Origin of the sequence: Nocardia sp. NPDC005978, assembly GCF_040614455.1 — a bacterium.
Classification (GTDB): domain Bacteria; phylum Actinomycetota; class Actinomycetes; order Mycobacteriales; family Mycobacteriaceae; genus Nocardia.
Map to the genome: position 1 here is coordinate 1 of NZ_JBEXUS010000165.1, position 12,308 is coordinate 12,308.

The window sequence follows — 12,308 nt, forward strand, 5'->3', positions numbered from 1 at the left end:
GGGAAATACCGGTGGCCGCTGGAACGTCCCTTCGGACACGGTCGAGAGCCTGTCCGCGTTCCGCACCCGGGCAGCGGCGTCGAAATGCGAGAGCCTCAAGGTCTGTTGCAGGAACACGATCGGACTCTTGATCCCCGCCCGCGCGGGCAATCCCCGTGCCGCGCATTCGAGAGCGAAGCGCTGCTTCACCGCTTCGAGTTTGCGGTAGTCCGCTTCGAGCTTGTGCATCATCTCGATGACCTGGTCATCGGATGAGGAAAACAGGGGTGATTCGAGCAGGCCCTCCACTGCGACGCCATGTCCTTCAACATGGTGCGCGATGCTGGATTCCCCTCCCGAATTCATACCCCTATTCTACTCCTCGATAGCCACCTGCAATAGCCTAATTCTATTGTGATACAACGCTATTCAGACCCGCATGCGGTTCACAGTTGAACTCCGGCGGCTGCTTGCAAGCCGCCGCGCCGCCCCGGTGTAGACCGTGCACCCCGGCTTCTGAACGCCTAACGATCGAGATCGCTGTATCGTCGTGCCCTGGTGCGGCATTCGCACGGGGCCGGGGGGCGATTCCGAAAGTTCGAGGGGCTGGGTCTATGAGAATGACGTCGAAACTCGCGGCAGCGCTGTGCAGCGCCAGCGCCGCCATGTCGATCATGGCGGGACCGGTTGCCGCCGTGCCCGATTCCGGCTCCGGCGCGGCGGTGATCCCCGCGGGCAGCACGATCGAGCCCCCCACCGACTGCGCTCCCGACCCCGCGCACCCCCGCCCGGTCGTGGTGCTACCCGGTGCCGATGGCACGACCGCCGAGACCGAAGCTCAATGGAACACCGTCCTCACCACCCTGCGCGCGGCAGGCCACTGCGTGTTCCTGTTCCAGGGCGGGGTCATCGACGGCAATCGCTGGAGCGGCGACTTCCCCAGCGCCGCACAACAGGTCGCGAATTTCGTGCAGAAGGTGCGTGACACCACCGGAGCCGATCGAGTCGACCTGGTCGCGCATTCGGCCGGCACGGTAGTCGCCAACTACTTCCTGAAGGTCCTCGACGGCAGCCCCGAGGTGGCCCACGCGGTCCTGCTGACCCCCGAGGTTCGAGGCTGCGACGGCAGGGGCTTTCTCGCCGCTCTCGGTATCGAGAACTCGCCCGTGAGCCCGGCGGAAGTCCTCTCCGCCATCCCTTTCCTGGGTTCCCTCCTGGCTACCATCGCCCCCACGAAAGCGAACCTGGTCCAACTACTCCCCAATTCGCCCGTCTACGAGTCGATCTTCACCGGCCAGATATCCCAGCCAGGAACCACCTATTCGGTCCTCTCGACCCGAAACGACGAACTGGCCACCCCCGCCGCGGTCTGCACCAACCTGACCGAACCAGCCGTAAACATGAACTTCTACGAGGACCTGTTCCCCTCCGCCGCCCCGGTAGGCCACTCCACCCTCCGCTCGAGCCCCGAAACCGCCGCCTGGATAACCCAACAACTCGCCCACTGATCCGAAGCCCAGAAGCTCGGCACCGAGATCTCGTCCACGCCGCTGCCTGCGATTACGCCCTGTCCGCCGTCTCCGAAGACGCTCTTACCCCTCTGGCCCTCGGTGTCCAACGCAGAATGCGCGAGGAGTTCGACACGTGCTGAATCCCGCCGAACTCGAGACCGAACGAAGAGTCGGCGATCCGGCCGTTGTCAGCAGCGTCGCGCTGCTGCCCTGGCTGTTCCTGTTCGTGACGCTCGTCGCCGACAGGCTCGTCGACGACCCCACCGCGAAGGCCGGCAAGACGCTCACCATGGCAACCTTCGTCGGTGCGTCGGCGTTGTGCATACTCGGCCCGCTGACCCTGGTCGCCCTGATCGGCGCGATCGCGCTGCAACAGCACAACTTCCGAGTGGGGCTCTGGTTCACCAGGGTCGCTGCCACCACCGCGACCCTGTTCTGCACGGTCCTCACGGTGGCATTCATGAGTGATGCCTTCGGTTCCAGCCAACTACGCGATGACTGGCATCCAAGCTACTCACCTCCCGCTACGTTGCTGATCGTCGCACCACACTTCGTGGTCGGGCTCGCCAACGCTTATGTCCTCGTGCGGCTTTCGAAGAGAGGCGCATAGATCACGGATCGAAGGTCTCGGCCACCTGCATACGGTCCGGGTCGAACGTCGTGGTCATCGGCGGCTTGTCGGCGCCGTAGGCGAAGCTGATCGTTGTGCTGTCGGGGAACCAGACACGGGGACAACCGGATTCGATCTGCCGCCAGACGAGGACCCGGCGGGCGAACAGGCCGTCGGGCTCGCGGAGCCAGACCCGGCAGGACGGGTCGATCACGTTGTAGTACTTCTCGGTGACCGCCTGTACACGGCCGTCGGGGCTGTCCTGGACCGCGACCGTCGTCGTGTTGTCATGGTGCTCGGACATGGAGCCGAGGAATACGACCAACCACAGCGGAAACGTCACGATGCCGAGCAACGTGGCGACGAACATCCACAGCAGGGTCCGGTGGTGCGCCAGCCGGTCCGCGAAGCTGACGAGAACGACGAACGAGGCGGTCCAGCATCCGAGCGTGGCCCACGGCTGCAGGTCGCTCAGTCGGTAGAAACGGTCATCCACTATGAACAGCGCCGCGACTCCCGCGAGGAAGAGCCCGAGAACGGTGAGCACCCAGGCGATGCGCAGTCGCCGCAATGACCACCGCGCGGGCTTCAGTTCCGCGACCTCGGCCGGAACATCCTCTCCAGCTGTCTCTTTCGCCAACGAATTCCCACCTCGAAATCGGACCCGGCCCTCCCAGCCCGGTACGACCGCAAGCCTATCGGCCCGGCGACGTGGTTCCGGATCCTCCGCCTGATCCCGCGCGGCCGAGTCGGGGAGCGGCGGTACGCTTCGGTCGCCGTCTGGAACAGACGGATTTCAATACTGGGGAGAACTACAGCATGCAGAAATCGGCTTTCGCTCGGACGTGCTTCGGGGTGGCAGCGGTCGCGGCCATGAGCGTGGCGACCGTCGTGACGGCGTCGAACGCATCGGCGCAGCTGGCTATTTCGGCTTCGCCGTCCTACTGTGCCGGCACCAGCTACACGATCACCCTGCCCGCCGCGGACGCGGCCGGTTTGATCGCGGGCTATCCGAGCGCCACCGCGATCGTGATCGACGCCAAGCCCACGGCGGGCGGGTACACACACCAGGTCGACCACGTCGAATACGTTGCGGGTCAAGACGTGACGGTGCAGTGGGTTCCGATGTCGGCACAGACCTGGAATATCGTTGCCCGTCCGGCAGGCGCTCCCGCCGGTGCCGGAACCCAGGGTCCGTTGCCCGTGAACGTCGTTCAGACCGCACCGGCCGGCTCGAGCTGCACCCCGGGCGGCACCCAGCCGCCCGCCAGTACCGGCAGCATCTGATCCGGAGCGACAACGACCGGCCGCCGTCGGCCACACACCAGGAGACGCGATGGCTGAGGAATCAGCAACGGCGCGGCCGGGGCGGGGCTGGGCCCGAAACCAGCGGGCGCGCTGATCGGGTTTCGCCTGTGCCTCGATGATTCCGGGGCACAGGCGGTCTCCCGTTATTCACCAGCGCGCCGCCGCCTCCCAAGCGCGATCTTGCAGGGCCGGATCATATAGGCGCTGGGGCAGTTTCGCGGCCCGGCCATTGCTCTCGTAGTACACACCGGTGGTGTCCGCGTCGGCGAGTGCCATCGGTGCAACGGCGGCCCGGGCGGGAGTGCGGCGGCGTTGAATGGCTCGGGTCAGGGGCCAGATGAAGCGCCAGGCGGGGACCGTCGCGGGGGTCAGCGCCTGGACGCCCGGTGTCCAGGCCGTTCCGGGGTTGACCGCGTTGAGGATTTGGCCGGGGGTGAGCACGCGGGTCAGGGACAGGGAGGCCAGGAGATTCAGCTGTTTGGCGCGGGCGTAGGCGGCGATCGCGGAGTAGCGCGCGGGTTCGGTGAAGGGGTCGCCCCGGTGCATGAACGCGGCGCTGGAGACGATCTGAACGACGCGTGCGGTGGGTGCGAGGGCCGGGAGCAGCGCCCGGGTGAGGGTGACGGGGCCCCGGTAATTGAGGGATTCGATCATTTCGTTGCCCTCCGGCGTCACGGTGCGAGCGGGAAAGGCCATGCCGCCGACATTGTTGACGAGGATATCGAGCTGTGGAATCTCCTCGCGGAGTTCGGCCGCGGCGTGGAGGTTTCCGGCCACGGTGCTGTGCTCCGCTCGGAGGAAGGTGGCGCCCAGCGCCTCGGCGGCGGCCTTCCCGCGTTCGACGTTCCGGCCGGTGATCCACACGTGGACACCGGAATTCGCGAGACCCGCGGCGATTTCCCTGCCGATGCCGTCGGTGCCGCCGGTGACGAGCGCCCTCATGACCGAGCCTCCGCGGTCGGCGGCGTCCGGTCCTTCGGTGGGCGGCGCACCGAGTCGGTGAGCGTGAGGCTGGCCGCGATCATCCAGATGATCCCGCCGAAACGGGTGATCGGCAGCAGGACGGCGGCGTTCATCGTGACGAGGGTCAGCAGCGACAGGGCGGCGGTGGCGGTCAGGACCAGACCCGTGACGGCCAGCGGGCGGGCGATGCCCATTATCAGCAGCGGCACGGCGATACCCGCGAACAGCAGGCACAGCGGCGCCATGAAACCCGGACCGCCCGTAGCGAACTGGAGATCCTGGAGCGCCGCGGCGGTGGCGCTGTCCTCGGTGCGGCTGATGACCCACCCGAGCAGACCGGTCAGCACGCCGGCGCCCGCGGCGATGACCCCGCCCGCGAGCGCGATATTCGCACCCGGCGGGTCGCCGTGCAATCGCCGCACCCGGCGGCACATGACGGCGGTCCAGACGGCCAGCGCGATCGCGGCGAAGGTGAGCGCAACGGCGCTGAGCCGCAAGCGATCCCGGTTGTCGACTACATAGGCGAAGAACTCGGCGGCCGGGGAATCCGGCCGCGGCACCGTCGCGATCGTGATGACGGCGGCCAGCGTGGCTCCCGTGTAGGCGAGTGCGGGAATGATCGGCGGCGGGCCGGCGGCGGACTGGCGTGCCATGTGAACTCCAAAGGTCGGCGGTGAAAGTGTTCTCACCTGCGAAGATATGTTCGCGACGACTCCGCTCACATCTGCCGCGTGACGCAACTCCGGCTACGTCTGCGCGCGTACGCAGCCTTCTCTGGAACGGCTGTGCCTCAGATGTCATGGACCAGAATGCGTACCCGGCCGGTCGGTTCGCACGCTCTGCCTCCCGGCTCAAACCACCTCTATTCCGTGCGTAGCAAGCGCAAACTGGTTGTGCCCCTGACGAATAGGCCTTGGAGTACGCCATGCTGGTTCTTACGGATCCCACGAAACCCGACAGCACGGAGACATTTCCGCAGAAGGACTTCCTGGAGGGGGCGAAAATGCTTGCGGGCAGGGTCGATCCGCCCACCAAATCGACCGGGGCGCTGCACAAACTGCTCACCATCGTGGTCCAGGTCGCTGTCGAAGACCTGGAGACCACCTTCACCGAAGCGGACGTCGCCTATGCCTATCGCAAATTGCACCGCCTGGCCGAGGTCCGGGTCACGAAATGGAAAGACGACGCCGCCGCGTGCGAGAAGATATTGGCGAGCAAGGAGAATGGCCAGCGTGCGATCTGGCTGAGCCGGACTCAGACGGCGCAGGAAGCTCGGCTCGATACGCTCGAGAAGAGCGAATTCGTGGTCTTCACCCGCGGCACCGATCCGACGCAGGCGCGCAACATCTTGACCCACGAGACCTTCGGCGGACTGCTCCCCGGTGTGGAGCGCACGGACAGCCCGAGCGAGGACGACGCGGGTGTCCAGACCGGCTTCGGCGTCAAGACGACGAGCACCGGGCGGCTGGAGGAATGGTCACTCGGCACCCTGGATGGCTTCTCGACCGGCGGGTTCATGCTGATCGCGGCCGCGAAACCGACTGCGGTGCGGCTGCCCCCGGTGAAGGTGCGCACGGCCGGTGAGCGCGGGGTGACCGGGTTCGCTGATCAACGCCTGCTCGGGGTCGCGATCCTGAAGGCCGGTCCGAAATCCACCGCCGATCCGCTGGAGCGGGCGATCGAGGGCCTGCTGAAACAGGGCGTGGCCAACGCGAAGAGCGCGCTGGGCGACGCCGTCCTGCAGCGCTGAAGCACTGCTCAGCGAATCCAGCCGAGGTCTCCCGCCTCGATTCGCCGGGCGGTGGTTTCGAGCCAGTCGGCGTCGTGGCGCAGGCGCGACAGCAGGAAGTGCGCCTCGATCATGTGAACCTCCGGCCCCGCTGCGTCGAGTACGGCTCGCTCGAGTCGGCGAATCTCGTCTCGGAGGTGCTCGACCCGCTGCTCGAGCACCTCTACGGCCCGGTCTCGCGGCAGGATCCCGAGATAGGCCAGCGCGGTGACGAATCCGGGGCCGCCGGTCGGATCTGCTTCGCGCAGTATCCGATACACCCGCTCGGCCAGCGCGGCCACACCCGACTCGGTCACCGTGAGCGCGGCACGCGCGCCGCCCTCGGCCGATTCGACCCACCCCTCGGCGGCGAGGCGGTCCAGGAGCGTGTAGACGGTCCCGTTGCGCACCTGCAGGTAGTCGTAGCGGCGCTCGAGCTCGCTGAACAGCGCGTACGGGTGGCGCGATTGCTCGACCAGGAGGCCGAGGATGGGCAGCACCAGGGGATTGTCGAGCGCGTTCTTGGGCACCCGTGCAGCGTAGCCGATAGCCGTATACGGTTAGCCGTATACGGCTACTTGGAGGCTTCTCATGATTTTCGGAATCTGGCCGGGCGTCGTCGCGGCCGACCTCGTCGACTTCCGGCCCATCGATTGCCCGCCGGAGGATCCCGCGCGCACCCTGGCGGCGTTGCGGCAGTTGCAAGGTGACGCGCCGGCCTTCTACGTGCGCTGCTACCGGCACTTCGGAGCCGGCATGCACGGGTGGCCGCCCGGCTCGTCCCGGACTCCGGCGCGCCCGGAGCTGTACGCGGGGGACGGCCGCCTGATCGATCTGGTCGCGTGTTACCAGAGCCCCGAACCCGACCCGGGCGGCTTCGCCGAGTTCGTCCGGGAGGCCGTTCGCGATGTCGCCGAATGGGGTGGTGGGAAAGTGCAGGTCGGCGAGGAGCTGAACATGCCCGCACCGCAGGACGGAGGCAGCCCGGGGTGTTTCGATGCCATCGCGGCCGGCGTCGCCGCCGCGTTCGAGGAACGCGAGCGGCTCGGCGTGGCCGTCGATATCGGGGTGAATTCGGCGGGAATGGCAGACCCGGTGTTCTGGCGGCGAATGGCCGACGCGGTGGGCGTAATGCACCTCGCCGCACTGGATTACATCGGTCTGGATGCCTTTCCCGATGTGTTCCACCGTATTCCGCATGATCAGCTCGCCGGCTCGGTCGGCTATCTGCTCGAGCGGTTCCGCACGGTCACAACGGCCGCCGGAGTGCCCGCGAGCACGCCGATTCACATCACCGAGACCGGATGGCCGACCGGGGCAGATCGCGGGGAGGAATCGCAGCGCTTCGTCCTGGAGACCGTGGCCAATGCCGTCGCCGACGGTGACTTCGGCGTCACGGCATATGAATTCTTCGGGCTGCGAGACGGGCGCAGCGACGGGGAATGGACCGGCCGCTTCGGACTTCTCCGCGACGACTACACGCCCAAGCCGGCATTCCACGCCATCCGCGACCTCGTCGGCGGCCGATCCGCACCGCCTTCGGCGAAAGCACACCGAGGGCCCCGGCCGGACCGGCCGCCGACAGTCGAATGATCAAGGGGCGGTGGTGGTTCGGAGCCTCCGAACCTCGTCTCCCGTCAGTTCAGGATCTCGCCCCGCCTGAGGGTCGACAGCCGATCCCGCCACATCTGCAACTGTTCGGGTGTGAGCCGCGTCCAGTCGGTGACTTCGCCGACGATCCGCAGCGGTGCGCTACTGCGATACGACCGGGTGGGGTTACCGGGAAACTTCCGGTCGGTGACGTTCGGGTCGTTCTCGAACTCCCCGGTCGGCTCGACCGCGTACACCCGCGGAACAGCCTCGTCCGCGGCCAGTTCCGCCGCGACCTCCGCGGCCAAACCGGCCCCGTCGACGAGCGCCGTGAAATAGATGTGGTTCATGACGATCTCGGGCCGGTAGTTCGACGGCCGGCCCGCGGTCAGCAGCTCACCCACCCGCAACTCCGCGATCGTGCCATGGAAGAACGGTCCATCATCGAGCTGTCCGGACACCAGAATCCTTTCCTCTACCTGCAGGGACGAGCGATTGTGCCGCACACCCGGGGCCTTGCCGCAAGCCCCCGTCCGTGCCTTATCCTGAAAGGGGAAGATGCGGGACAGGGTCTCTCACCCTGGGGCAGGCCCCAATTCCGGCGGCTCTTCGCAATATCCGAACGTAGTCATCCGCCGGTGTCGGCGTCGATGACATCCGGACCCACGCATGTCGCGCCGCGTGCCTTGCGCGGCCCTGCCCTTCGGCACGCTCGACTACGAGCTCAATTCGCATCCTGCGCTCACGGCGGCGTAGGTCGGAACCTGTTGCGGCACGGCGTGCTCAGCACTCGCGCACAGCGACGAACCGTGATCCGAGCTTGGGCAGCTACCCCCGGTTGAGGTGCTCGAACCCCTGAGCTAGCTTGTAATCCGCGCACCGGGTGAAAAGTGCGCTGCGGGCCGACTACTTTAGGAAACCGGCCGTTGAAGAAACCGCGAATGCTGTACTCGGGGCCGGTTTCTGGGCGGGCGGACGGGATGGGGATCTCTGTGCAATTCGACGCCATTGCCCGGCTTGTGCGCCACCGGCCGGCAACCTATCTGTTGATCGCCGCCAACGTACTGGTCTATTTCGTGCAGCTGGCATACCCGGCGCTATCGGAGCTGTTCAGCACCCTCGGGCGGGGGAGCCTGCGAGACGGTCAGTTGTACGTCTTCGACGGGAATCAGCACCCGGGCTACTCGCCGGTGGGTATCGCCACCGGCGAGTGGTACCGAGTGCTCACCGGCAGTTTTCTGCACCTCGAGCCCGGTGAAGGGGTCGGTACAGCGCATATCGCGTCGAACATGTTGTGGCTGTGGCTTTTCGGGCGCGCGCTCGAACCGATGGTCGGTTCCGTTCGCTTGACGGCGCTGTATCTGGGCTCGGCCGCCGGCGGTGGGCTCATGGTGTATCAGCTTGCGCCGGATACCCCGACGGTCGGTGCGTCGGGAGCGGTGTACGGCTTGGTCGCCGCGTATTTCATACTGTCCCTGCGAAATCGGGGTGAGCGACAGTCCGTCGGCACGCTCACCGCGATGTTCCTGATCTGGCTGTTGATCTCGGCGTATGTCACCTCGTGGCAGGGGCATCTGGGTGGGTTCCTGACCGGCGCGGTGATCGGCGTGGTGTATCTCCTGTCCGAACGCCGTCCGCGTCCCACCGGCAAGGACTTCACTCCGGCGTGGCACCCGGACCGCATCTGACCGGCGCCGATAGCCGAACGCTCAGCTGTTCAATTCGCCGAGCAGGTCGCGAACGTGGGCCTCGATCCGATCGCGGATCGAGCGGACGGCCTCGATGTTTCGACCGGCTGGGTCGTCGAGTTTCCAGTCGCGGTAGGTGATTCCGGGGAAGTAGGGGCAGGCGTCGCCGCAGCCCATGGTGATCACCACGGTCGATGTCTCCACCGTGCCGGGGGTGAGGATCTGCGGGGTCTGGGCGGTGATGTCGATGCCGACTTCGGCCATGGCGCGGACCGCCATCGGGTTGATCGACTCGGCGGGTGTTGTTCCGGCGGAGCGGACTTCGACCCGGTCGCCGGCCAGGTGGGCCAGGAAGCCCTGGGCCATCTGGGAGCGTCCGGCGTTGTGGACGCACACGAACAGCACGCTGGGTCGGTGGGATGTCATTGCGGGCGTGCGCCTTTCGAATCGACAGTGTGAGAAATGACCGCGTGGGCTGCCATGGGCCGCGCAGGATGGAAGTACGCGACCGCGCCGAGGCCGAGTAACCCGCCCAGGAGTTGAGCGGCGATGAATCCGGGCGCGGAAGCGGGGGCGATCCCGGCGAAGGAGTCGGTGAAGATCCGCCCGATCGTGACCGCCGGGTTCGCGAACGAGGTGGAACTGGTGAACCAGTAGGCCGCGCCGATCCAGGCCGCGACCGCCACCGGCGCGAGGGTGGCGCGGCCGGTGCGGGCCAGGGTGAGGATGAGCGCTATCAACCCCGCGGTGGCGACGATTTCGCCGACCAGGTGGCCGCCGGTGATGCGGTGATGCGTCGAGATCTGCCCCGCGGCGGTGTCGAACATGATGTTCGCGAGGATCGCGCCGAGCACGGCTCCGCCGGTTTGCGCGGCCGAATAGGCGGCCGCCTCGCCGCCCGTGAGGCCGGTGCCGGTTCTTCGTCCGGCGAGCCAATCGACAAGGGAGACCGCGGGATTGAAGTGTGCGCCCGATACCGGCCCGAAGATCAGGATCAAGACCGCGAGCCCGAAGACGGTGGCGGTGGAGTTCTCCATCAGCTGCGCACCGGCGTCGTTTGGAGAGAGCCGTTGTGCGGCGATGCCGGACCCGGCGACGACGGTGACGAGCAGGCCCGTGCCGGCGGCCTCGGCCGCGAGCCGCCGCGCCAGCGGGACGCTCATGCGCGGGCAGGGACGCCGGGAACCGCCAGCACCTCGGAAAGCCGTTGCAGCGCGGCGGGAACGATCCGGTAGTAGACCCAGGTCGCGCGCCGTTCCGAGGTCAGCAGACCTGCTTCGCGCAGCACCTTGAGGTGATGGGAGATCGTCGGCTGCGATAGCTCGAACGCCGGGGTGAGTTCACAGACGCAGACCTCGTCGCCGCCCGCGGCCGCGATCAGGGACAGCAGTCGCAGCCGGACCGGATCGCCGAGCGCCTTGAACGCGCCCGCCAGCTCGGCCGCCGCGTCGGGCGCCAGCGGTGCGGACAGCGTGGTGGCGCAGCAGCTGTCCGCGGACGCGAGCACCGGAAGTTCCTGTTTCGACACTCATCAATATTGACAGACATCTAATCAGCGCGCCACACTGTGTATCGATAGTCATCAATACAGCCCGGTCGGTGGCGCTATTCGCAGTCATACCGGGTAACTCGGAAGGCAGTGATTCCCATGACAGAGCAGGATCTCGAACTGCGGGAGACCGTCCGCGAACGCTATGCCGCCGCCGCGGTCGCCGTTTCCGGCGGTGGGACCGCCGAGGATTGCTGCGGCAGCAGCAGCGCCGGCGGGGTGATCGAACTGGACGAGAACTTCGGCGCCGGCCTCTACGGCTCCGCGGACCGCGACGCGCTGCCGATCCAGGCCGTGGCAGCCTCGCTCGGGTGCGGGAACCCGAGCGCGGTCGCCGAGCTGCGCGCCGGCGAAACGGTCCTGGACCTGGGCTCCGGTGGCGGCATCGATGCGCTGCTCTCGGCGCGACGGGTCGGTGCGACCGGAAAGGTGTTCGGTCTGGACATGACCGACGAGATGCTCGACCTGGCGCGAGCCAACGCAACGCGGGCCGGAGTCGGCAACGTCGAGTTCGTGAAGGGGACCATCGAAGATATTCCGTTGCCCGGCAACAGCATCGACGTGGTGATCTCCAACTGCGTGATCAACCTCTCGATCGACAAGCCCGCGGTGTTCGCCGAGATCGCCCGCGTACTCGTTCCGGGCGGCCGGATAGGCATCGCCGATGTCGTCGCCGACGACGAGTTGACCGTCGCGCAACGCGGCGAGCGCGGTGACTACGTGGGATGCGTCGCCGGCGCACTGTCCTTCGGCGAGTACCGAACCCTGTTGCGAGCGGCCGGTTTCGAGCAGATCGAGATCGAGCCGACCCACACGGTCGCCGACGGGATGTCCTCGGCGATCATCAGGGCAACCGTCCCGAAAGCCGCCGCACCCTGCTGCGGTACGGACTGCTGCTCCTAGGGTTTCGCCGTCGCCAGAACGACAGGTCGGTCAGCGCTGACCTCCGGTGTCGTCCCGGCCTTCCCCGAGCGTCCCGGGAAACGGTGTGGGTGACCATATTCCAGCCGCGGTGCCCTCTTCCACGTGCTCGCGGTAGACGGCAACCTTGCCGCGGATGATCTCGAGGCTCTCGGTCAGCTGATCGATCCGGTCGCGTACCGCCCGTTCGTGAGATTCCAGCAGCTCGAGGCGCTGTCGCTCGTTTCCCGGGCCCGACCGGACCAGCCGGGCGAACTCCTTCAGCCGCGCGATGGGCATGCCGGACTGGCGGAGGCGATTGCAGAGCAGCAGCCATTCCACATCGAACGAGTCGAAACTGCGCTGACCTCCCGGGGTGCGGGGGATCGGGCGCAGGAACAGCTCGCGGCTACTCCGGCCTGGGCAGAGCGGCGACGGTCGC

General features: G+C 67.1%; 16 protein-coding genes and 1 pseudogene. 7 read left to right on the forward strand and 10 right to left on the reverse strand.

What is annotated here, in order from left to right; translation table 11 throughout:
- Positions 1-345: pseudogene (locus ABZ319_RS37960) on the reverse strand (hypothetical protein); the annotation flags it as partial.
- Between the two features lie 248 nt (positions 346-593).
- Between ABZ319_RS37960 and ABZ319_RS37965 the strand changes: the two are divergent.
- Complete coding sequence (locus ABZ319_RS37965; RefSeq protein ID WP_354991425.1) at positions 594-1,487, forward strand: alpha/beta fold hydrolase; 894 nt, start codon at positions 594-596, stop codon at positions 1,485-1,487.
- Positions 1,488-1,623: 136 nt separating this feature from the next.
- Positions 1,624-2,100: a hypothetical protein gene (locus ABZ319_RS37970; RefSeq protein ID WP_354991426.1), complete on the forward strand. Its 477-nt coding sequence runs from the start codon at positions 1,624-1,626 to the stop codon at positions 2,098-2,100.
- A gap of 1 nt (position 2,101) precedes the next feature.
- Here the strand turns inward: ABZ319_RS37970 and ABZ319_RS37975 are convergent, their stop codons facing one another.
- Positions 2,102-2,740, reverse strand: coding sequence for a hypothetical protein (locus ABZ319_RS37975; RefSeq protein WP_354991427.1), 639 nt, complete (start codon positions 2,738-2,740; stop codon positions 2,102-2,104).
- Positions 2,741-2,919: 179 nt separating this feature from the next.
- Between ABZ319_RS37975 and ABZ319_RS37980 the strand changes: the two genes are divergently transcribed.
- Positions 2,920-3,387, forward strand: coding sequence for a hypothetical protein (locus tag ABZ319_RS37980; RefSeq protein WP_354991428.1), 468 nt, complete (start codon positions 2,920-2,922; stop codon positions 3,385-3,387).
- A 168-nt stretch (positions 3,388-3,555) separates the two neighbouring features.
- Here ABZ319_RS37980 and ABZ319_RS37985 read toward each other — a convergent pair whose 3' ends face one another.
- Positions 3,556-4,350 carry an SDR family NAD(P)-dependent oxidoreductase gene (locus ABZ319_RS37985; RefSeq protein ID WP_354991429.1) on the reverse strand — a complete coding sequence of 265 codons (795 nt, stop codon included), beginning with the start codon at positions 4,348-4,350 and terminating at the stop codon, positions 3,556-3,558.
- The gene (locus ABZ319_RS37990) at positions 4,347-5,024 is read right to left on the reverse strand and encodes a DUF4386 domain-containing protein (protein ID WP_354991430.1); all 678 of its coding nucleotides are present in this window, start codon (positions 5,022-5,024) and stop codon (positions 4,347-4,349) included. The genes ABZ319_RS37985 and ABZ319_RS37990 overlap by 4 nt, the downstream gene beginning before the upstream one ends.
- Positions 5,025-5,296: 272 nt before the next feature.
- Here ABZ319_RS37990 and ABZ319_RS37995 point away from each other — a divergent pair, with 272 nt between their 5' ends.
- Positions 5,297-6,121 carry a hypothetical protein gene (locus tag ABZ319_RS37995; RefSeq protein WP_354991431.1) on the forward strand — a complete coding sequence of 275 codons (825 nt, stop codon included), beginning with the start codon at positions 5,297-5,299 and terminating at the stop codon, positions 6,119-6,121.
- An 8-nt stretch (positions 6,122-6,129) separates the two neighbouring features.
- Here the strand turns inward: ABZ319_RS37995 and ABZ319_RS38000 are convergent, their stop codons facing one another.
- Positions 6,130-6,669, reverse strand: coding sequence for a helix-turn-helix transcriptional regulator (locus tag ABZ319_RS38000; protein ID WP_354991432.1), 540 nt, complete (start codon positions 6,667-6,669; stop codon positions 6,130-6,132).
- A 61-nt stretch (positions 6,670-6,730) separates the two neighbouring features.
- Here ABZ319_RS38000 and ABZ319_RS38005 point away from each other — a divergent pair, with 61 nt between their 5' ends.
- The gene (locus ABZ319_RS38005) at positions 6,731-7,732 is read left to right on the forward strand and encodes a hypothetical protein (protein WP_354991433.1); all 1,002 of its coding nucleotides are present in this window, start codon (positions 6,731-6,733) and stop codon (positions 7,730-7,732) included.
- A 44-nt stretch (positions 7,733-7,776) separates the two neighbouring features.
- Here the strand turns inward: ABZ319_RS38005 and arr are convergent, their stop codons facing one another.
- Positions 7,777-8,190, reverse strand: a complete 414-nt coding sequence (gene arr, locus ABZ319_RS38010) for an NAD(+)--rifampin ADP-ribosyltransferase (protein ID WP_354991434.1) — start codon at positions 8,188-8,190, stop codon at positions 7,777-7,779.
- A gap of 519 nt (positions 8,191-8,709) precedes the next feature.
- Here arr and ABZ319_RS38015 point away from each other — a divergent pair.
- Positions 8,710-9,417 carry a rhomboid family intramembrane serine protease gene (locus ABZ319_RS38015; RefSeq protein WP_354991435.1) on the forward strand — a complete coding sequence of 236 codons (708 nt, stop codon included), beginning with the start codon at positions 8,710-8,712 and terminating at the stop codon, positions 9,415-9,417.
- A gap of 21 nt (positions 9,418-9,438) precedes the next feature.
- On the opposite strand, the gene ABZ319_RS38020 is transcribed toward ABZ319_RS38015, so the two are convergent.
- The 3 genes from ABZ319_RS38020 to ABZ319_RS38030 are packed head-to-tail and all read right to left on the reverse strand — an operon-like array spanning position 9,439 to position 10,945.
- On the reverse strand, positions 9,439-9,843 hold the full coding sequence (locus ABZ319_RS38020) for an arsenate reductase ArsC (RefSeq protein ID WP_354991436.1): 405 nt from the start codon (positions 9,841-9,843) through the stop codon (positions 9,439-9,441).
- The gene (locus ABZ319_RS38025; protein WP_354991437.1) at positions 9,840-10,580 is read right to left on the reverse strand and encodes an aquaporin; all 741 of its coding nucleotides are present in this window, start codon (positions 10,578-10,580) and stop codon (positions 9,840-9,842) included. Before ABZ319_RS38025 ends, ABZ319_RS38020 begins: the two co-directional genes overlap by 4 nt.
- Positions 10,577-10,945, reverse strand: a complete 369-nt coding sequence (locus tag ABZ319_RS38030; protein WP_354991438.1) for a metalloregulator ArsR/SmtB family transcription factor — start codon at positions 10,943-10,945, stop codon at positions 10,577-10,579. Before ABZ319_RS38030 ends, ABZ319_RS38025 begins: the two co-directional genes overlap by 4 nt.
- A 120-nt stretch (positions 10,946-11,065) precedes the next feature.
- On the opposite strand from ABZ319_RS38030, the gene arsM reads away from it, so the two are divergent.
- Positions 11,066-11,869 (forward strand): arsenite methyltransferase, encoded by an 804-nt coding sequence (gene arsM / locus ABZ319_RS38035; protein WP_354991439.1) that lies wholly within the window; start codon positions 11,066-11,068, stop codon positions 11,867-11,869.
- Positions 11,870-11,899: 30 nt separating this feature from the next.
- On the opposite strand, the gene ABZ319_RS38040 is transcribed toward arsM, so the two are convergent.
- Positions 11,900-12,308, reverse strand: a 409-nt coding sequence (locus ABZ319_RS38040; protein ID WP_354991440.1) for a MerR family transcriptional regulator, incomplete at its 5' end; no start/stop codon positions are given.

What these genes read in the sequence shown, in the direction of transcription:
- ABZ319_RS37965 (WP_354991425.1), top strand. Translation starts at nt 594, where the DNA reads ATGAGAATGACGTCGAAACTCGCGGCAGCGCTGTGCAGCGCCAGCGCC.
- ABZ319_RS37980 (WP_354991428.1), top strand. Translation starts at nt 2,920, where the DNA reads ATGCAGAAATCGGCTTTCGCTCGGACGTGCTTCGGGGTGGCAGCGGTC.
- ABZ319_RS37985 (WP_354991429.1), bottom strand. Translation starts at nt 4,350, where the DNA reads ATGAGGGCGCTCGTCACCGGCGGCACCGACGGCATCGGCAGGGAAATC.
- ABZ319_RS37990 (WP_354991430.1), bottom strand. Translation starts at nt 5,024, where the DNA reads ATGGCACGCCAGTCCGCCGCCGGCCCGCCGCCGATCATTCCCGCACTC.
- ABZ319_RS37995 (WP_354991431.1), top strand. Translation starts at nt 5,297, where the DNA reads ATGCTGGTTCTTACGGATCCCACGAAACCCGACAGCACGGAGACATTT.
- ABZ319_RS38005 (WP_354991433.1), top strand. Translation starts at nt 6,731, where the DNA reads ATGATTTTCGGAATCTGGCCGGGCGTCGTCGCGGCCGACCTCGTCGAC.
- ABZ319_RS38015 (WP_354991435.1), top strand. Translation starts at nt 8,710, where the DNA reads ATGGGGATCTCTGTGCAATTCGACGCCATTGCCCGGCTTGTGCGCCAC.
- ABZ319_RS38020 (WP_354991436.1), bottom strand. Translation starts at nt 9,843, where the DNA reads ATGACATCCCACCGACCCAGCGTGCTGTTCGTGTGCGTCCACAACGCC.
- ABZ319_RS38025 (WP_354991437.1), bottom strand. Translation starts at nt 10,580, where the DNA reads ATGAGCGTCCCGCTGGCGCGGCGGCTCGCGGCCGAGGCCGCCGGCACG.
- arsM (WP_354991439.1), top strand. Translation starts at nt 11,066, where the DNA reads ATGACAGAGCAGGATCTCGAACTGCGGGAGACCGTCCGCGAACGCTAT.